The organism is Herbaspirillum camelliae (genome assembly GCF_001929405.1).
GTDB lineage: Bacteria > Pseudomonadota > Gammaproteobacteria > Burkholderiales > Burkholderiaceae_D > Herbaspirillum > Herbaspirillum seropedicae.
Genome location: NZ_KV880769.1, coordinates 3,060,899 through 3,079,923, shown reverse-complemented (window position 1 = coordinate 3,079,923; position 19,025 = coordinate 3,060,899). Strand labels below are relative to the sequence as shown.

The 19,025-nt window shown below is 61.0% G+C and carries 13 protein-coding genes; 9 read left to right on the top strand and 4 right to left on the bottom strand.

Going from position 1 to position 19,025, the window contains the following annotated elements; genetic code table 11:
- Window positions 1-124: 124 nt before the first annotated feature.
- On the bottom strand, window positions 125-2,821 hold the full coding sequence (aceE, locus tag BGK68_RS13615) for a pyruvate dehydrogenase (acetyl-transferring), homodimeric type (RefSeq protein ID WP_075257543.1): 2,697 nt from the start codon (window positions 2,819-2,821) through the stop codon (window positions 125-127).
- A gap of 559 nt (window positions 2,822-3,380) precedes the next feature.
- On the bottom strand, window positions 3,381-4,976 hold the full coding sequence (gene gshA, locus BGK68_RS13610) for a glutamate--cysteine ligase (protein WP_075257542.1): 1,596 nt from the start codon (window positions 4,974-4,976) through the stop codon (window positions 3,381-3,383).
- A gap of 264 nt (window positions 4,977-5,240) precedes the next feature.
- Between gshA and folD the strand changes: the two genes are divergently transcribed.
- Together folD and BGK68_RS13600 are read left to right on the top strand one after the other, a co-directional pair.
- The gene (gene folD / locus BGK68_RS13605; protein ID WP_075257541.1) at window positions 5,241-6,086 is read left to right on the top strand and encodes a bifunctional methylenetetrahydrofolate dehydrogenase/methenyltetrahydrofolate cyclohydrolase FolD; all 846 of its coding nucleotides are present in this window, start codon (window positions 5,241-5,243) and stop codon (window positions 6,084-6,086) included.
- A gap of 69 nt (window positions 6,087-6,155) precedes the next feature.
- The gene (locus tag BGK68_RS13600) at window positions 6,156-8,231 is read left to right on the top strand and encodes a M3 family metallopeptidase (RefSeq protein WP_075257540.1); all 2,076 of its coding nucleotides are present in this window, start codon (window positions 6,156-6,158) and stop codon (window positions 8,229-8,231) included.
- Window positions 8,232-8,338: 107 nt separating this feature from the next.
- Here BGK68_RS13600 and BGK68_RS13595 read toward each other — a convergent pair whose 3' ends face one another.
- Entirely contained in the window at window positions 8,339-9,109 is a 771-nt protein-coding gene (locus BGK68_RS13595; RefSeq protein WP_233149313.1) for a hypothetical protein, read from the bottom strand.
- 81 nt (window positions 9,110-9,190) lie between these two features.
- Window positions 9,191-10,192, bottom strand: a complete 1,002-nt coding sequence (locus BGK68_RS13590) for a DUF2515 family protein (RefSeq protein WP_075257538.1) — start codon at window positions 10,190-10,192, stop codon at window positions 9,191-9,193.
- A gap of 277 nt (window positions 10,193-10,469) precedes the next feature.
- Here BGK68_RS13590 and BGK68_RS13585 point away from each other — a divergent pair, with 277 nt between their 5' ends.
- The 7 genes from BGK68_RS13585 to BGK68_RS13550 all read left to right on the top strand — a co-directional run bounded on the left by BGK68_RS13585 (window position 10,470) and on the right by BGK68_RS13550 (window position 18,924).
- Complete coding sequence (locus BGK68_RS13585; RefSeq protein WP_075259826.1) at window positions 10,470-10,889, top strand: DNA polymerase III subunit chi; 420 nt, start codon at window positions 10,470-10,472, stop codon at window positions 10,887-10,889.
- A gap of 30 nt (window positions 10,890-10,919) precedes the next feature.
- Entirely contained in the window at window positions 10,920-11,360 is a 441-nt protein-coding gene (locus BGK68_RS13580; protein WP_075257537.1) for a hypothetical protein, read from the top strand.
- 192 nt (window positions 11,361-11,552) lie between these two features.
- On the top strand, window positions 11,553-12,863 hold the full coding sequence (locus tag BGK68_RS13575; protein WP_075257536.1) for a D-amino acid dehydrogenase: 1,311 nt from the start codon (window positions 11,553-11,555) through the stop codon (window positions 12,861-12,863).
- A gap of 443 nt (window positions 12,864-13,306) precedes the next feature.
- A complete protein-coding gene (ltrA, locus tag BGK68_RS13565) occupies window positions 13,307-14,677 on the top strand; it encodes a group II intron reverse transcriptase/maturase (protein ID WP_075257535.1) in 1,371 nt (456 codons plus the stop codon).
- A 380-nt stretch (window positions 14,678-15,057) separates the two neighbouring features.
- On the top strand, window positions 15,058-15,957 hold the full coding sequence (gene lpxO, locus BGK68_RS13560; protein WP_013233465.1) for a lipid A hydroxylase LpxO: 900 nt from the start codon (window positions 15,058-15,060) through the stop codon (window positions 15,955-15,957).
- A 501-nt stretch (window positions 15,958-16,458) separates the two neighbouring features.
- Window positions 16,459-17,538, top strand: coding sequence for a GGDEF domain-containing protein (locus tag BGK68_RS13555; RefSeq protein ID WP_198937203.1), 1,080 nt, complete (start codon window positions 16,459-16,461; stop codon window positions 17,536-17,538).
- 315 nt (window positions 17,539-17,853) lie between these two features.
- Window positions 17,854-18,924 carry an asparaginase gene (locus BGK68_RS13550; RefSeq protein ID WP_075257534.1) on the top strand — a complete coding sequence of 357 codons (1,071 nt, stop codon included), beginning with the start codon at window positions 17,854-17,856 and terminating at the stop codon, window positions 18,922-18,924.
- The last annotated feature ends 101 nt before the right edge of the window (window positions 18,925-19,025 follow it).

Here is a 19,025-nt window from a genome sequence, read left to right as displayed (position 1 = left end):
GAGAAGTATTCGCTTAGGGCAGGTGCTGCCTGAGCAGCGGACCTCCCCCGTTGGGGTGGCTTTCCAGACACGACACATCCCCGCGATCAGCAGGCTGAGGCGGGGATGGTCGGTCAGGCAGTCCTTACAGGGTCACCGGGTTGGGCTTGTTCGGATCGATGCCGTACTTGGCGATGGCTTGCGCCACCACTTCCGGCTTGATCTTGCCTTCATCGGCCAGCGACTTCAGGGCGGCCACGGTCACGAAGTAACGGTTCACTTCGAAGAACTCACGCAGCTTGGCGCGGGTGTCCGAACGGCCATAGCCGTCGGTGCCCAGCACCTTGTAGGAGCGGCCCTTCGGCACGAAGGCGCGGACCTGCTCGGCGTAGGTGCGCATGTAGTCGGTGGAGACCACGATCGGGCCTTCGCTGCCTTCCAGCGATTGCTCGAAGTAGCTCTTCTTCGGAGCCTCGGCCGGGTGCAGCATGTTCCAACGTTCCACGTCCTGGCCATCACGGGCCAGCAGGGTGAAGGACGGTGCGGACCAGACGTCGGCGTCGACCTTCCAGTCATCGCGCAGCAGGTCGGCCGCAGCGATGACTTCGCGCAGGATGGTGCCCGAACCCAGCAGTTGCACGCGCAGCTTGTTTTGCTTGCCGCCTTCGTTCAACAGGTACAGGCCCTTGATGATGCCCTCTTCCTGGCCCGGCTTGATGCCAGGGTGGCCGTAGTTCTCGTTCATCACGGTGATGTAGTAGAACACGTCTTCCTGGTTGGCCACCATGCGGCGCAGGCCGTCATGGATGATCACGGCGACTTCGTGGGCGAAGGTCGGGTCGTAGGGGATGCAGTTCGGGATCGCCGAAGCGAACACGTGGCTGTGGCCGTCTTCGTGCTGCAGGCCTTCACCGTTCAAGGTGGTACGGCCGGCGGTACCGCCGATCAGGAAGCCGCGAGCGCGCATGTCACCGGCTGCCCACGCCAGGTCGCCAATACGCTGCAGACCGAACATGGAGTAGTAGGTGTAGAACGGAATCATCACGCGGTTGTTGGTCGAGTACGAGGTCGCCGCAGCGATCCACGAGCTCATGCCGCCCGCTTCGTTGATGCCTTCCTGCAGGATCTGGCCGGCCTTGTCTTCGCGGTAGTACATCACCTGGTCCTTGTCGACCGGTTCGTACAACTGGCCGACCTGGCTGAAGATGCCGATCTGGCGGAACAGGCCTTCCATACCGAAGGTACGGGACTCGTCGACCATGATGGGCACCACGCGTTGGCCCAGGTTGGGGTCGCGCAGCAACGCGGTCAGCACGCGCGAATAGGCGGCGGTAGTGGAGATCTCACGGCCTTCGGCAGTGGGTTCCAGCATGGCCTGGAAGGCCGACAGTTCCGGCACCGGCAGCTTTTCGTCGGCGTGGACGCGGCGCTGCGGCAGGTAGCCACCCAGGGCCTTGCGGCGCTCGTGCAGGTATTGCATTTCCGGCGTGTCGTCGGACGGCTTGAAGAACGGGATGTTGGGCAGTTCAGCGTCCGAGATCGGCAGCTGGAAGCGGTCGCGCATGGCGCGGATGGCTTCGTCGTCCAGTTTCTTGGTGTTGTGCGCGGTGTTGCGCGCTTCGCCAGCCTTGCCGAAACCATAGCCCTTGATGGACTTGGCCAGGATCACGGTCGGCTGGTCCTTGGATTCCTGGGCGACCTTGAAGGCAGCATAGATCTTGTGCGGGTCGTGGCCGCCACGGGTCAGGCGCCAGATGTCGTCGTCCGACATCTTTGAGACCATTTCCAGCAGCTTGGGATGCTTGCCGAAGAAGTGCTTGCGCACGAAGGCGCCGTCCTTGGCCTTGTAGTTCTGGTACTCGCCGTCGACGGTTTCCATCATCACCTTCTGCAGGATGCCGTCCTTGTCCTTGGCCAGCAGCTCGTCCCAGCCGCTGCCCCAGATGACCTTGACCACGTTCCAGCCGGCGCCGCGGAAGTCGGACTCCAGTTCCTGGATGATCTTGCCGTTGCCGCGCACCGGGCCGTCCAGGCGTTGCAGGTTGCAGTTGACCACGATGACCAGATTGTTCAGCTTTTCACGGCCGGCCATGCCGATGGCGCCCATCGATTCCGGTTCGTCCATTTCACCGTCGCCACAGAAGGCCCAGACCTTGCGGTTGTCGGTCTTGGCGATACCGCGGGCGTGCAGGTACTTCAGGAAGCGCGCCTGGTAGATCGCCATCAAGGGGCCCAGGCCCATCGAGACGGTCGGGAACTGCCAGAATTCCGGCATCAGCTTGGGGTGTGGGTAAGACGACAGACCATGGCCATCGGCTTCGCGGCGGAAGTGGATCAGTTGGTCTTCGCTCAGGCGGCCTTCCAGGAAGGCGCGCGCGTAGATACCGGGCGAGGAGTGGCCCTGGATGTACAGCAGGTCGCCGCCGTGGTCTTCGGTCGGGGCGTGCCAGAAGTGGTTGAAGCCGATGCCCAGCATGTTGGCCAGCGACGCGAAGGAAGACAGGTGACCACCCAGGTCGCCATCCACACGGTTGGCCTTGACCACCATGGCCATGGCGTTCCAGCGCATCCACGAGCGCAGGCGCTCTTCATATTCCAGGTTGCCCGGGCAGTGCTCGCCCTGATCGGCGGGAATGGTGTTGACGTAGGCGGTATTGCTGGAGAAGGGGATGTGGGCGCCACGACGGCGGGCCAGATCGACCATGCGTTCCATCAGGTAGTGGGCGCGATCCGGGCCTTCCTTTTCGATCACGGCTTCGAGGGCGTCGAGCCACTCCTGGGTTTCCATCACATCGGGATCGTTGGCGGCCTGCGCCAGAACTTGATCGATTTGGGCTGACATGTCATGTCTCCTGGTTGTTGAGAGATCCGTCTGGTCGGATAAACCAGGCGGGTCGGTCGGGTCATTCGGTACGCGATGCCGCCGGCAGGTGATGCAGGAAAACCCATCATATTGCCTGCGCTGCAACCCCTTCCCGGCCCTTGGGGCAAGGTGTTGGAGGCGGAACAGGCTTAAATGTACGGTCTTCCAGCCGTGTGGACGACGAATTTTATCAGGGAATTTTCAATTTTCAAATTACGATAATCGATTTCATAATGCGGAAATATGCTGCAAAGCGGCATAAACAGGGGCTTTCCGGGCCTCGTATTTTTACGATATCACTGCTGGAATGGCGCTTTCTTGAGTTGTTTGCAATGCCGCAAAGAGGTCTGAAAGCGCCCTGAAGCTGCTCTATGGGACGACAACGTGAAATATATTTCACATATAAAAGAAGCAATAAAGCAGCCAGAAAGGGCCTGACGGCCGCCGCTGCCGGCGCACCTGCAGAACAGCTTCTAGCTTTTATATAGAACAGTGGGTGGATAGAGGAACCGGCCCGCAATGGCCGGCCCTCATCAGATCAGATGGCGATATTGCCCAGAGTACTGGCACGGTAGGCCGCAACGAAGGTGTCGAAGTCACCTTCCTGGGTGCGCTCGATGGCGCGCTGGGCGTCCAGGGAGGCCTGGGCGATGGCCACGAAGTCGGCCGTGGTGGCCGCCGGCAGCGGGCGGGCCATCAGTTCGGCGGCCTGCCGCTGGCTGCTGGCCAGGGTGTAGTCGGCGAAGGAATTGCCGCTAGCGCGAATCTCGCGCAGCACCCGCGCCGACGGCGTGCTGTCGGGCTCGGCCAGCTTGGCGCGCTGGGCCTGCAGGCTGTCGCGGTGCTGGCTGCCGCCGCGCTGGCGATCCAGCAGGTCGGCCACCGGCGCCATGCGCTCCAGCAACTGCTCGCCCCACTCCTTCAAGCCGATGGCCGCGCCCTTGAAATGCAATTGCAGTCCCGGACGACGGCCTTCCTTGACGGTGGCCAGGAAGTTGGCGCGATTCTCGGCGCCCTCCTCGTCCGACGTCAGGCAGCTCGATTCCAACGCCAGGAAGTGCAGGAACACATCCAGGAAACGCGCTGCCTCCAGGCCGATGCCCAAGGGGTTGAAGGGATCGATGTCCATGCAGCGCACTTCCACATACTGGACGCCGCGCGCCGAGAGCGCCTGCACCGGGCGCTCGCCACTGTTGATGACGCGCTTGGGGCGGATGGACGAGTAGAACTCGTTTTCGATCTGCAGGATATTGGTATTGATCTGCACCCATTGACCATCGCGCTTGGTGCCAATGGCTTCATAGGGCGGATAGGGCTCGCTGACCGCATGCGAGAGGCTGCGGATATAGGCCGGCAGGTTGTTGTAGTGTGGCGTGATATTGGCCTGGGCGTGATTCTGGTAGCCCAGGTCGCTCATGCGCAGGCTGGTGCCGTAGGGGAGATAGAGGGTGTCTTCGGAGAGCGTTTCCAGCTGGTGCGGACGGCCGCGCAGGAAATTGGTCGCGACGGCCGGCGAAGCGCCGAACAGGTACATCAGCAGCCAGCTATAGCGGCGGAAGTTGCGGATCAGCGCAATATAGCGCTCGGACTGGTAATCGCGGCGCGACAGCGAGAGGTCCACACTGTCACCCCCCTCGCGCAGCACTTCCCACAGGTCTTCACTGAGCGAGAAGTTGTAATGGATGCCGGCAATGCATTGCATGGTGCGCCCGTAGCGCAAGGCCAGGCCGCGCCGGTAGACGTGCTTCAACATGCCGATATGTGAATTACCGTACCAGGCGATGGGAATCTCGTCTTCCGGCGGCAGCACGCAGGGCATGGAAGCATTCCACAGGAACTCGCCCTCCAGCTTGGCATAGGCAAAGCGGTGGATCTCGTCCAGGCGCTGCAGGGCGTCGGCAATGTCGGGCATGGCCGGGGTGATGAATTCGAGCAGCGCCTCGGAGTAGTCAGTGGTGATGAGCTCGTTGGTCAGCGCCGAACCCAGCGCCGGCGGATGCGATGTGCGAGCCAGATGGCCTTGGGCATCCACGCGCAGCGTCTCCCGTTCGATACCGCGCAAGCCCTGCCCCAGCAACGCCAGATGTTGCGGCTGGGAAAGCTGTTGCAGGCGGCGGTTCAGGAGATCGGTCATGCGGTAATCCTTGTTCAATCGGGGGCTGGCTTGCTTGGTTGCGGGAGCATAACCGAAATTGGAAATTCCCGTCGTGCGCTGCCCCAAAGCCAGAGGGTGACATAAACGACGACATTCGTTTTCAAATCGACAACGCCAATACCGGAGTGCGCATTTCGTCGCTCCTGCCGGCTGGCTTTATAATCACGGGTTCCGGCGCTTCGCGCCCCAGCCGCCCCGGCCCGCCGGGAGCCTCCTTTCTATTCCTGCCTTAGCTTATCTGCCATGCCTGCTCAACTGATCGACGGAAACCTGCTCTCCCAACAACTGCGTGCCGAAGTCGCCAAGCGCGCCGCCGCCCTCACCGCCCAGGGCAAGCAACCTGGCCTGGCCGTGATCCTGGTGGGCGACAGCCCGGCTTCCCAGGTCTATGTGCGCAACAAGGTCAAGGCCTGCCAGGACAATGGCCTGCATTCCGTCCTGGAAAAGTATGAAGCCTCGCTGACGGAAGCCGAGCTGCTGGCCCGCATCGACGCCCTCAACCAGGATCCCAAGATCAACGGCATCCTCGTGCAGCTGCCGCTGCCGGCCCATATCGACGCCCACAAGGTGATCGAAGCCATCGCCCCGGAAAAGGACGTGGACGGTTTCCACGTCAGCAACGCCGGCCTGCTGATGACCGGCCAGCCGCTGTTCCGCCCCTGCACCCCTTATGGCGTCATGAAGATGCTGGAATCCATCGACTACCCGGTGCGCGGCGCCAATGCGGTGGTGGTGGGAGCGTCGAACATCGTCGGCAAGCCGCAGGCGATGTTGCTCTTGCAAGCCGGCGCCACCGTCACTATCTGTAACTCCAAGACCCGTGACCTCGGCCATCACACCCGCCAGGCCGACATCCTGGTGGTGGCCACCGGCAAGCGCAACATCGTCACCGCCGACATGGTCAAGCCTGGCGCCGTCGTCATCGACGTCGGCATGAACCGCGATGACAACGGCAAGCTGTGCGGCGACGTCGATTTCGCCAATGCGAAGGAAGTCGCCGGCTGGATCACCCCGGTGCCGGGTGGCGTGGGTCCGATGACCATCACCATGCTGCTGGTCAATACCATCGAAGCCGCCGAACGCAGCTGATCGGCCTTCACTTAGCGCAATACCCTCCGGCAGCCTGGCTGCCGGATGTTTTCAGAGAAACGAGAGCCCATGACCACCACCGACATCGCCGCCAATCCCCTGCTCGATTTCTCGGGCTACGCCCAGTTCGACGCCATCCAGCCCGAGCACGTCACCCCGGCGCTGGACAAGCTGCTGGCCGACGCCAGCCGCCTGGTGACCGAACTGGAAGCGCCGATGGCCGAAGTCACCTGGGACAATTTCGTCGAACCGCTGGAGTCAGCCACCGAAAAGCTGGGCCGCGCCTGGAGCGTGGTCGGCCACCTGAACTCGGTCATGGACACCCCGGCCCTGCGCGCCACCTACAACGAGAACCAGCCGCGCCTGGTGGAATTCTGGACCTCGCTGGGCCAGAACCTGGCGCTGTTCGAGAAGTACAAGGCGCTGCAGGCCAGCCCGGCCTTCGCTTCCCTGTCGGCGGCGCGCCGCAAGGTGGTGGACAATGCCGTGCGCGACTTCCGCCTGTCCGGCGCCGAACTGGCCGAGGACCAGAAGGAACGCTTCGCCGAGATCCAGGAAAAGCAGGCCATGCTGACCACCCGCTTCTCCGAGAACGTGCTGGACGCCACCAATGACTTCGCCCTCTTCGTCGAAGACGAGGCCGAACTGTCGGGCCTGCCGGCCGATGTGAAGCAAGCGGCACGCGCCGCCGCCGAGAAGGATGGCAAGCCCGGCTACAAGTTCACGCTGCACTTCCCCTCTTACTTCCCCGTTCTGCAATATGCAGATAATCGCGCGCTGCGCGAAAAGATCTACCGCGCCAACGCCACCAAGGCCTCCGAGCTGGGCGTCAAGCCCGAATGGGACAACAGCGGCAACATCGACCAGATCCTGCAACTGCGCAAGGAAGAAGCGCAACTGCTGGGCTATGCCAACTTCGCCGAAGTCTCGCTGGTGGCCAAGATGGCCAAGTCGCCCAGCGAAGTGATCGCCTTCCTGGAAGACTTGGGCCAGCGCGCCCGCCCCTTCGGCCAGAAGGATTATGAAGAACTGAAGACCTTCGCCCGCGAAAAGCTGGGCCTGGATGAGCTCAAGGCCTGGGACAGCACCTACGCCTCCGAAAAGCTGCGCGAGCAACGCTACGCCTTCTCGGAACAGGAAGTGAAGCAATATTTCCCCGAGCCCAAGGTGGTCGGCGGCCTGTTCCAGGTGGCGCAGCAACTGTTCGGCGTACAGATCAAGCCCGATAGCGCCCCGGTCTGGCACAAGGATGTGAAGTTCTTCCGCATCGAACGCGAGGGCCAGCTGGTGGGCCAGTTCTATCTGGACCTGTATGCCCGCTCCGGCAAGCGTGGCGGCGCCTGGATGGATGACGCCCGCGCCCGCCGCCTGACCGCGCAAGGCGTGCAAACCCCGATCGCCTACCTGGTCTGCAACTTCACCGAACCCGCCGTGGTCGATGGCGTGACCAAGCCGGCCCTGTTCACCCATGACGAAGTCATCACGCTCTTCCACGAATTCGGCCATGGCCTGCACCACATGCTCACGCAAGTGGATGAAGTGGGCGTGTCCGGCATTTCCGGCGTGGAATGGGATGCGGTGGAACTGCCCTCGCAGTTCATGGAAAACTTCTGCTGGGAATGGGATGTACTGCAGCAGTTGACCTCACATGCCGACACCGGCGAGCCGCTGCCGCGTGCGCTGTATGACAAGATGATCGCCGCCAAGAACTTCCAGTCCGGCCTGCAGATGCTGCGCCAGGTGGAGTTCTCGCTGTTCGACATGCTGATCCACCACGAGTATGAAGTGGGTGGCAACCAGACCGTGCAGCAACTGCTCGACAGCGTGCGCGACCGCGTCGCCGTGATCCGTCCGCCCGAATTCAACCGCTTCCAGCATTCGTTCTCGCACATCTTCGCGGGCGGTTACGCGGCCGGTTATTACAGCTACAAGTGGGCCGAAGTGCTGTCAGCTGACGCCTACAGCGCCTTCGAAGAGGCGGCTGCCGGCAGCGGCAACGTGATCTCGCTGGAAACCGGCCGCCGCTTCCAGCAGGAAATCCTGGCCGTGGGCGGCTCCCGTCCGGCCATCGAGTCCTTCAAGGCCTTCCGTGGCCGCGAACCCAGCATCGATGCGCTGTTGCGGCATAGCGGCATGGCGGCTTAAGCCTCTGGCCAGCTTGTCCGCTAACCGCTAAGGATGGCCCGCCTGCGTGCGGGCCTTTTTTTCATCCAGGCGCTCAATGAGCAGCAGATTGCGCGCCTGGAGCAGGCCTAGCGCTGGGGCGCGGGCGGATCCACATATCCTTCATCGATGCTCGCCCCCTTCAAGCGCCACTCCTTTTCCGCCTGCTGCCGTTGCGCCTGCAACTCCTTGAGAGTGGCGGGAAGCAGCTCTTTCCAGCGATCCCGGTCCTTGGGAGCCACGTAGGTGCGGAAATGCTGGTTTTCACTCATCAAGGTATAGGTCAGCAGATAAGCGCCCGGCTTGTCAGGATCGCGCAGGCTGGCTTCCCTCTTGAAGGCGACCGAGAGGTAGGCGTGATCAGCATAAAAGGTCCATCTGGAAAGGTCTTCCAGTTGCATCCACTCCGCCAGGGTGGGCTCGTAGTCCGGGTCGAGGCTGCTGGCCGAGGAGCTCTTGAGCACGTATTCGAGCCGCTGCCTGCCCCGTATGCGCGGATCATCACGATCGATGAAGGGAGTCCAGCCAGCCTTGCGAATACCTTGCAAAAGCGCGAAGAACTTCTGGCGCGCCTCATCATGACCGATCAGGTCAGGGCCGGTGATACCAGCGAATATCTCGTATTGCACCAGCCCCTCAGCCGGCGCGCCGGTTTCCTCCACACCTTGCAGGCCCAGGACATAGGGGATGGTGAACTGGAATTTCCCGGGCTGAATCGTCACGGATCCAGGCGACTGCTGCGCCCATTGTGCGGTGTAGAAATTGACGCCCGGCCCCTGCTTGACGACCTTGATCTGATCACCGTGCTCACGTAGCAGTTTTTCGGGAGAGGCATTGATGGAAACGACAAGAGAAGACATGGGAGCGTGTTCCTGATGAGAGGGGCTGCAAGCCGAAAGCAAGACGGTGAAAGCCGCGCGGACGAAGATTGATTTCATTTATCAGAAAGGCTGCATATAGGCAGGATCGAGTTCTAGTCCGTCATCGGACAAGTTGACCCAACCCGCAATGGTATGCAGCTCCTTTTCCATATAAGCGGTCTGCGTTTGCATGAGATGGTGAAACTTGCTTGCTGCGGCAGAAATCCAGAACATCCGGCTCTTCAAGTTTTCCAGGACAGTGTCGTCAGGCGCGACCGATTTGAGCAAGGCATCCTTGGTATCGCAAGCATGGTTGAAAACCAGTTGCAGATCAGGACTGGCCCACTGAATGAGCATGCAACGCTGACGTCGAACCCACTTGGCGAAATCGGGATCCGCGTAAATCAGCGGCTGCAGGATCACGCCCTGCTCATGGTCGGCAATGGCCTGCAAATTGGCCATCTGAATTGGCGGCCGTTTGGAGACATTCTTCTGGCCCTCGAACTCACTCGTCTTCTGGAATGCGACCTTGATGTAGGTGCAATCGCTCATGTTATTGATCTTGGGAAGCGCTTCATCTTTCCACGGGTAGAAATTCATCTGCTCCTGCACCGGCTTCAAATACTTCGCCGCGTTGCGTTGATTGACGCACAAATCGAAGCTCTGCCGGTATTTATTGTAGTAATAGTGCCAACCACTGATGTCATAAAACAGCCAGAGATTATCCTTGCCCAGGCCCTGAAAGACCGTTTGCAGCGTCTCTACCCGCAGCATGTCCAGCGAACAGGCCACGGTCTTGCTGGCGAACGCACCCAATGCCATCCAATAGTGACGGCCTTTGAAGTCGGGATTGCCGCCATCTTCGGTTTCCAGATAAAACCGCGCATAGGTCGCTGCGATCCGCTTGGCCCGCGTGCTGTAGGCCTGCAAGATTTTTCCGCTCCCCTTCCCCTTCTGTTCGCACAAGCGGATGGTGCTGAATTGTTGCACGATGGACCACATATCATTGCAATCGCATGCGACTTCCGTGCAGGATTTCTCCGTCGTGTTGGTTGGTGCTACCGTCTTGACCAGGTCACCCATGTGAGACGCCTTTTATATGATGTGCGCGCTCCCGAACCGAGGGCGCATGATGAGATCGCAGTTCACTGCGGCCCTGTCAGGCGACATTGGCCGGCATTTTCCTTGTAGTCGTATGCATCGCATTCTTGGCGGGCCCGCGATCTGCGAAAGACCGCTGCAGTGAAGAAAAGTTCTTGAAATGTGAGAGAGAGATGTTGCATCTTTGTCAATGCAGCACCAAGCTTTTGTTTGTCGCCCGCAGATGGCATGCGGCAGCGCCAGCCACTATACTGGCGGCATGACCCGAATCGACTTTCACAGCAACGTCCCGCAAAAGATCACCTACGTCTGCCGCCTGGTGCGCAAGGCGCGCGCCACCGGCGTCAATATCGTCGTGCGCAGCCCCGATCCCGCCCAGTTGCAGCAGCTGGACCAGGCACTCTGGAGCTTTTCCGAGCAGGACTTCCTGCCCCACGTCATGGCCAAGGACCCGCTGGCCGCCCAGACCGCCATCATCCTCACCAGCGACGACGCTGCCGAATTGCCGCATCACCAGCTGCTGATCAACCTGGGGACGGACACTCCGGCCCATTTTGCCCGCTTCGAGCGCATGCTGGAAATCATCTCCGCCGACGATACCGACAAGGCCGCAGGCCGTGACCGCTATCGTTTCTACAAGGAACGCGGCTATCCGCTGACGCACCATGTGGCCGCCTGAGCGACCTGAGCCCGCCTGCCACGCATTGCCATGAATCAAGACGACAACAGCATCCCCCTCCTGACCGAGGTCATCCCGCTGGCCCCGGCCGCGCCTGCACACGCCCCGGCGCGCGCGCCCGACTACGCGCCCCCGGCCCGTCCCGGCGCCTTCCACACCCAGCCGACGGCCACCAGCTACCAGGCCACTCCACCCGGCGCGCCCATCGTCGCGCTGCTGCCGGTGACGCCTGCGGCGGAGCAATACCGCCAATGGGAACAGGAAATCCGCGAAAACGTCCTGCAAAGCCTGCTTGAACAGGTCGATACCGTCCTGCAGCAACAGCTGCAGGACCAGATGGCGCTGGTGCTGGACAATCTCTCCACGGTGCTGACGCAGCGCATCAGGGACAGCCTGCATGAAGCCCTGGCTGAAACCGTCACCCGCGCCGTCGCCGAAGAGATGGCGCGCTTCGCATCCACAAAAAACTAAATATGAGGCTGGTTTTCTTTTCTTTTTGAATAAAAATCGACAGATCGCTTTTCATCGAATAAAAAAACAAGCCAGTATTGATCACATTGGCAATCCCGCTTTTCTTACAATGCATGCATCGTTCGCATTCCTCCAAGGCCATGCGAACATCCGAAAAACACCAGCAGGTTCATGCAAAACCGGGAGAGTGAGATGAAAGTGATCGTATTGGGCGCAGGCATTATCGGAACCGCTTCGGCCTGGTTCCTGAAGAAGCAGGGCTACGACGTCACCGTCATCGACCGCCAGCCCGGCGCGGCACAGGAAACCAGCTTCGCCAACGGCTGCCAGATCTCGGTGTCGCACGCCGAACCCTGGGCCAACCCGGCAGCGCCCATGAAGGTCCTGAAGTGGCTGGGCAAGGAAGACGCTCCGCTGCTGTATCGCTTCCGTCCCGAATGGCTGCAATGGAAGTGGGCCGTGGCCTTCCTGCGTGAATGCACCGCCGCCCGCACCGACGAGAACATCCGCAACATCGTCGCCCTGTGCGAATACAGCCGCCAGACCCTGCAAGCCGTGCGCGCCGAGACCGGCATCCAGTACGACCACCTGACCCGCGGCATCCTGCACTTCTATACCGAAGAAAAGGAATTCCAGGATTCCCTGCCCGCCGCCAAGCTCATGCGCGACCTGGGCTGCCCACGTGAATCCATCGGCGCCGATGAAGTCGTGCGCATCGAACCGGCGCTGGCGTCGATCCGCAACAAGATCGTCGGCGGCGACTTCACCGCCACCGATGAATCGGGCGATGTCTTCAAGCTCACCACGGGCCTGGCCAAGAAGAGCGAAGAAGCCGGCGTCGAATTCCGCTACTCCACCAGCATCACCCGCTTGATCACCGAAGGCGCCGGCGCCTCCGCCCGCGTGACCGGCGTGGAAGTCATCAACCCGGACGGCCGCCATGAAGTCCTGAAGGCCGATACCTTCGTGGTTGCCATGGGCAGCTTCTCGCAGCAACTGGTCAAGCCGCTGGGCATCGACCTGCTGCTCTACCCTGGCAAGGGCTATTCGGCCACCTACCAGATCACCAATCCGGACGCCGCTCCCACCGTCTCGCTCACCGACGACGGCTACAAGCTGGTGGTCTCGCGCCTGGGCGACCGCCTGCGCGTGGCCGGCACCTGCGAACTGAACGGCTACACCCGCGAACTGAACACCACCCGCTGCGAAGCCATCACCCGCCGCACCCGTGAACTGTTCCCAGATGGCTGCGACTACGAGAACCCGACCTACTGGACCGGCCTGCGTCCGCTGACCCCGTCCAACGTTCCCTACGTGGGCAAGACCAAGTTCGCTAATCTGTACCTCAATACCGGCCACGGCACCCTGGGCTGGACCATGGGTTGCGGCTCGGGCCGCGCCATTGCCGAGATCGTCGCCGGCCACGTGCCGGAGATCGACTTCGCCTTCACCGGCCTGCCGCGCTGGAACCGGGCGCGCCAGGTCGTGACCCAGGCGGCCTGATCACCCTATTGCCGCACCTTGCCGCAACACCGACGGACCGGGATTTCCCGGTCCGTTTTCTTTGTGCGCCCAGCATGGGCGCACTCCTGCGGGTGCAAGTCCCGCCATGAGCTGGTCACAGTGAATGAAGTGAAGCGCAACTGCATGAGGGCGACCAAGTGTGGGAAGGAAGCGTGGAGCGTAAATCGCGAGCCGATGAACAAGAATCGCATAGAAGGCGCTGCCGAGCAGGGCGAGCGGGCAAAGAACCGCGAAGCTCTTGTGACCAAGGCGAAGCGGCGTAAATGCGGCGGTTGTGCGATGAAGGAGTGCGTTCTTACCTGGGGAGACCTCGCCTCACGCCTGAAAGGGCGACGGTGTGAAACCGGAGCGAGGAGTCAGCAGAGGCCATAGTAGCCGCCATTTGGGGGTGAAGGGCCGAACGAGTAGGAGGACCGAAGGCCATGTTGCTCGGAGGTGCATTGCATCAGAAGCCTGCGCAAGCAGGGCGCGACGCGGTAAGGCGAGGTGAAGCCACGCCCGAAGGGTTGCGTGATGAAGCACAGACGGCGCATCAAGACACCGGAGGTCCGGGGCGAGCAGGCCTGCTGGAGCAGGTGCTCGCCAGAGCCAATCTGGTGAAGGCGTGGAAGCGCGTCAAAGCCAATGGCGGCAGTGCCGGGGTGGATGGGAAGTCGATCACTGAGACGGCGCAAGACCTCAAAACGCAATGGCCTAGGATACGGGAAGCGTTGCTGGATGGCAGTTACCGGCCGGAGCCGGTCAGACGAGTCCAAATCCCGAAACCTGAAGGTGGCCTGCGTGAATTGGGGATCCCGGCGGTCAGGGACAGGCTGATCCAACAAGCTCTGTTGCAAGTATTGCAGCCCATGATTGATCCGAGCTTCTCGGAACACAGTTACGGCTTTCGTCCGGGACGGCGGGCACGGGATGCGGTGCTGAAGGCACAGCAGCATGTGCAGGCTGGCTACCGGGTGGTGGTCGATGTGGATCTGGAGAAATTCTTTGATCGGGTCAACCACGACATACTGATGGAAAGGCTATCGAGGTGGATTGCGGACAAGGCCGTACTGCGGCTGGTACGTCGCTACCTGGAGGCTGGGATCATGGATGGCGGGGTGGTCAGCGAACGCTACGAAGGTACGCCGCAAGGCGGGCCGCTGTCGCCGCTGCTGGCCAATGTGGTGCTGGATGAGGTGGATCGAGCATTGGAGAGACGGGGACACCGCTTCGTGCGCTATGCCGACGACTGCAACGTGTATGTACGCAGTTTGAGCGCGGGTGTACGGGTGCTGGAAGGCCTGCGCAAGCTCTATGGGCGACTCCACCTGAAGGTCAACGAAGCCAAGACAGCGGTGGCGCGTGCGACTGGCCGCAAGTTCCTGGGATATGCCCTATGGCAAGGCCGGGACGGACAGATCAAATGCGCGGTGGCGGGCAAGGCGATGAAGACCTTCAAACAGCGTATCCGGGAGTTGACGCGTCGCACGTGCGGGCGCAGCCTGTCGGAGGTAGCGGAACGGCTGCGGACCTATATGCCGGGTTGGAAGGCATACTTCCAGCTGGCGCAGACGCCACGGGTGTTCCGTGAACTCGACGAGTGGATCAGGCACCGGCTACGCGCCTTGCAACTCAAGCACTGGCGTCGAGGGCCTACGATATACCGGAAATTGCGGGCGCTGGGCGCCTCGGAGGCGGACGCCGCCAAGGTGGCGGCCAATAGCTGTCGATGGTGGCGCAACAGCTACCATCGACTGAACCGAGCCATGCCCATCGCTTACTTCGACCGGCTCGGGGTGCCTCGGCTCTGTTGACCTCAACGACTCGAACCGCCCGGTGCGGACCCGCACGCCGGGTGGTGTGGGAGGGGATCGGCCAGGTTCTGGCTGCCCCTATCCCGATTGGGCGTTTGATATGGGTCAGGGCAGGATGAATATGTATCTTCATTCATATAGAAGCCATCCGGTAGCTTACAAATGCTCACATCCCCTTGGTGTAGAATCCCCGCTTGCTCTGCGCGAACGCCGGTACGGCCGGTTCCCGCAGCCCCCGGGAATAGGACTCAACAGCCTGCATCTTGCGCCTTGCGGCTGCCTTTGCCGTTGATCTTTCCCCAATCGACTCCATCTGGGCGGATATCCGCCCGTGCTTTTCCTTCACCTGGAAGAGCTGGCAACATCAAGAGGACCATGCAATGAAGTGGGCGATCGTTTCCATCTATCTGTTTTCCATCCTGTTCATCCACTTCCGTGGACGCGTCAGGCTGCCCTTCCTGCGCCAGTTCTTCGACCACTCGTCGATCATGTCGCCCATCAACCTGTTCATGTACGCGTTTTCCCGCGTGCCAGCGGTCCCCTATCCTGCCGTGAAGGAATTCAAGGACCTGGCCATCATCGACCAGAACTGGGAAGTCATCCGCGACGAAGCCGTGGCCCTGCGCGAAATGGCCAAGATCAAGGCGGCGGAAAAGAATGACGACGCTGGCTTCAACTCCTTCTTCAAGGCCGGCTGGAAACGCTTCTACCTGAAGTGGTACAACGCCAGCCATCCCTCGGCCGAGAAGTTCTGCCCCAAGACGGTGGAAATCCTCAAGGGCATTCCCTGCGTGAAGGCGGCCATGTTCGCCGAACTGGCCCCCGGCGGCACCCTCAATCCGCACCGCGACCCCTTCGCCGGCTCACTGCGTTACCACCTGGGCCTGGTCACCCCCAATGACGATCGCTGCTTCATCGAAGTCGATGGCCAGCGCTACAGCTGGCGCGATGGCCAGAGCGTGGTATTCGACGAGACCTTCATCCACTGGGCGCAGAACGGCGCCGAGAGCAACCGCATCATCCTCTTCTGCGACGTCGAGCGTCCGCTGCGCTACCGCTGGGCCGAAGCGATCAATGGCTTCCTGGGCCGCACCATGATGACCGCTGCCGCCTCGCCCAACGAAACCGGCGACCAGACCGGCCGCGTCAACAAGCTGTTCCGCTTCGTCTGGCTGGCTGGGCAATATCGCCGCCGCTTCAAGAACTGGAACAAGACCGTCTACAAGCTCACCAAGTTCGGCCTCATCATCGCCGTGGCCCTGCTGATCATCTACGCATGAAGGCGCGCGTGACGATCCGCTGCGGCTCGTCACGCAATGATCAGATAGCGGCAAATCGCCGCAAATAGTGGAAATGATATAAATCAAATCGCCGGTGCAAGCCGGCGATTTTTTTATAAGTATTCGCAACGGGCCATCCACACCCATTACGCAGCCCATGAGAATGGAAAGCGCCATTCTGATAGCAGGCAAGCTGCGTCAAAGCCAATACAGGCGCGGCGATGCAGCCCATGGCGAAATTCCGGGTGCAAACGGACAGTCACGACACCAGCAAATACGCACGTAATCGAAAATCACGTTAACTAAATATTTCCACATGGAAACCAAAGTGATTTTTTCGGCACCTGTTTGCAGAAACTGCTTCTTCCTAGCATATGCCAGCGTGTAAAATCCTTGTGCTTCGCTGCCCGGACCATGGCGTGATTCTTGCATTGGTTCCGACATTGTCTCAATGGCGAAGTACGCAAGACGAGTACCGACCATACATACAACAATGGGCTCATGCAGGACATCGACGACGAGATGAAAGAACCGCTGCTCAAGCATCTGGTAGAGATCACGGCCCACCGGGAACATTCCCGCCTGGCCATCTCGGTCGTCTCTGCGCTGTACCAGCTCACTGACGTGAAGACCATTCGCATGCTGGATATCTTCACCATGCGCGACGAGCATTACGTGCAGGAGAAGATGGTCATCCGCGACGGCACCCTGCATACCATCGACGAGCATACCGTTGATGATCCCAAGGAATTGCTGAGCGCCTACCCGGCCATGATGGCCTGCATCCGCAACCATCTCAACGAATACCTGGAAGCCACGCCGGACGGCCTGCATGTACTGTGGCTGCCGGTCTGGCTGCATGGCAAGATGAACTCCTGCCTGGAGATCCGCAGCCAGCAGCCGTTCGCGCCGCAGATGATGGATGTGATCCATGGCATCTTCCACGTCTTCTGCAATTACCAGAGCCTGCTGGACTACAGTGAGCGCGATGCGCTCACGGGCCTGTTCAACCGCAAGACCTTCGACGAACAGTTCACCCGCTACGCCTTTGCCATTGCCCCGCACGAAGCGCATTCGATGGAGCAGGACGAGCGCCGCCACGACAGCGCCGAAGCCCAGGACGACGAGCCCAAGGGTCACTGGCTGGCGGTGGTGGACATCGACCACTTCAAGCAGGTCAACGATCGCTACGGCCATCTCTATGGCGATGAAGTGCTGATCCTGGTGGCCAACATCCTGCGCGCCTCTTTCCGCAGCCATGACCGCATCTTCCGTTTCGGCGGCGAGGAATTCGTGATCCTGCTGCGCTCGACCACGCTCTCGGACGCCCGCAAGATCTTCGACCGTTTCCGCCAGAACGTGCAGGAATACGATTTCCCGCAGGTCGGCAAAGTGACGGTGAGCCTGGGCTTCGTGGGCATCGCCCGCGAAACGCCGGTGGTGATCCTGGGTCATGCCGACCAGGCGCTGTACCACGCCAAGAAGACCGGTCGCAACCGCATCTGCTACTACCAGGAACTGGTCAACTCGGGCGTGCTGCGCTCGGGTATCGCCACCAACGACACGGTGGAATTCTTCTAGTCCCGCTTGCCGGGCATGCTGGACGGGGCCGCGCATGCGGCTTTTTTTACGTCGCTTGCCCATGACGTTGTCACGTATGACCTGACTCTATCCCCTCCACCACAGCGGCCCGTAGCCCCTACGCCAGCTCATGCAGGAGATGCATCCATTCATGTTTTAAAAGCATGAGACAGCGCTGTCGCGCTTTCGTATGATCGCCTTCGTTCGATGCCATCCGCACGAATCACTCCGCCCGATCCGCTCGGGAAAGACGACCATAACAACGAGCGCGATGCGCGTAGCGGCCATCCATAGCACACCAGGAGACTTATAAAAATGCAGCAGGCACAATTCAAGAAAATCGGCGCTGTGATGATCCTCTCGCTGGCCTGCGCCTTCTCGGCGCAAGCACAGGACAAGAAGCCCAACGTCGTCGTCATCGGCACCGGCGGCACCATCGCTGGCGCCGGTGCATCCAGCGTCAATACCGCCGCCTATCAATCGGCCGTGGTGCTGGTGGACAAGATCATCGCGGCCGTGCCCGAGATCAGCAAGATCGCCAACGTGCGCGGCGAACAGATCTTCCAGATCGGCAGCGAAAGCTTCAACGACGAACGCCTGATCAAGCTGGGCAAGCGCGTCTCCGAACTGTTGAAGCAGAGCGACGTGGACGGCATCGTCATCACCCACGGCACCGACACCATCGAAGAGACGGCCTATTTCCTGAACCTGGTGTTGAAGAGCGACAAGCCGGTGGTGGTGGTCGGCTCCATGCGCCCGGGCACCGCGCTGGGCGCGGATGGCGCGCTGAACCTGTATGACGCCGTGCTGGTGGCGGGCAGCAAGGAAGCCGCTGGCAAGGGCACCCTGGTGGTGATGAATGACGAGATCCATTCCGGCCGCGACGTCACCAAGAGCAATACCTTCAAGGTCGAGACCTTCCGTTCGCCCTATGGCCCGCTGGGCTATGTGGTGGAAAACAAGCTGAGCTTCTACCGCCTGCCGGCACGTCCGCACACCACGCAGACCGAGTTCGACATCGACAAGATCAGCAGCCTGCCGCGCGTGGACATCGTCTACAACTACGGCAACGTCAGCCGCACCGCCTATGACGCCTTCGTGGCTGCGGGCGCCAAGGCCATCATCCATGACGGCACCGGCAACGGCAGCGTGGCCGAGCAGATCGTGCCGGTGCTGCAGGAAGTGCGCAGCAAGGGCGTGCAGGTGATCCGCGCCTCGCGCACCGGCAGCGGCGTGGTCATCCGCAATGGCGAACAGCCCGATGACAAGTTCGACTGGGTCGTGACCGACGACCAGAATGCCCAGAAAGCGCGCATCCTGGCTGAACTGGCGCTGACCAGGACCAATGATCCCAAGGAACTGCAAAAGATCATGTGGAAGTATTGATCGTATTGATCGTATTGATCATATTGATCATCTTGATCTCTACATGCATCGCAGAGAGAGTTTGCGTTGTTGTTGCACGACCGGGTTCACCCGGTCCCCTC

What these genes read in the sequence shown, in the direction of transcription:
- aceE (WP_075257543.1), bottom strand. Translation starts at nt 2,821, where the DNA reads ATGTCAGCCCAAATCGATCAAGTTCTGGCGCAGGCCGCCAACGATCCC.
- gshA (WP_075257542.1), bottom strand. Translation starts at nt 4,976, where the DNA reads ATGACCGATCTCCTGAACCGCCGCCTGCAACAGCTTTCCCAGCCGCAA.
- folD (WP_075257541.1), top strand. Translation starts at nt 5,241, where the DNA reads ATGCCTGCTCAACTGATCGACGGAAACCTGCTCTCCCAACAACTGCGT.
- BGK68_RS13600 (WP_075257540.1), top strand. Translation starts at nt 6,156, where the DNA reads ATGACCACCACCGACATCGCCGCCAATCCCCTGCTCGATTTCTCGGGC.
- BGK68_RS13595 (WP_233149313.1), bottom strand. Translation starts at nt 9,109, where the DNA reads ATGTCTTCTCTTGTCGTTTCCATCAATGCCTCTCCCGAAAAACTGCTA.
- BGK68_RS13590 (WP_075257538.1), bottom strand. Translation starts at nt 10,192, where the DNA reads ATGGGTGACCTGGTCAAGACGGTAGCACCAACCAACACGACGGAGAAA.
- BGK68_RS13585 (WP_075259826.1), top strand. Translation starts at nt 10,470, where the DNA reads ATGACCCGAATCGACTTTCACAGCAACGTCCCGCAAAAGATCACCTAC.
- BGK68_RS13580 (WP_075257537.1), top strand. Translation starts at nt 10,920, where the DNA reads ATGAATCAAGACGACAACAGCATCCCCCTCCTGACCGAGGTCATCCCG.
- BGK68_RS13575 (WP_075257536.1), top strand. Translation starts at nt 11,553, where the DNA reads ATGAAAGTGATCGTATTGGGCGCAGGCATTATCGGAACCGCTTCGGCC.
- ltrA (WP_075257535.1), top strand. Translation starts at nt 13,307, where the DNA reads ATGTTGCTCGGAGGTGCATTGCATCAGAAGCCTGCGCAAGCAGGGCGC.
- lpxO (WP_013233465.1), top strand. Translation starts at nt 15,058, where the DNA reads ATGAAGTGGGCGATCGTTTCCATCTATCTGTTTTCCATCCTGTTCATC.
- BGK68_RS13555 (WP_198937203.1), top strand. Translation starts at nt 16,459, where the DNA reads ATGCAGGACATCGACGACGAGATGAAAGAACCGCTGCTCAAGCATCTG.
- BGK68_RS13550 (WP_075257534.1), top strand. Translation starts at nt 17,854, where the DNA reads ATGCAGCAGGCACAATTCAAGAAAATCGGCGCTGTGATGATCCTCTCG.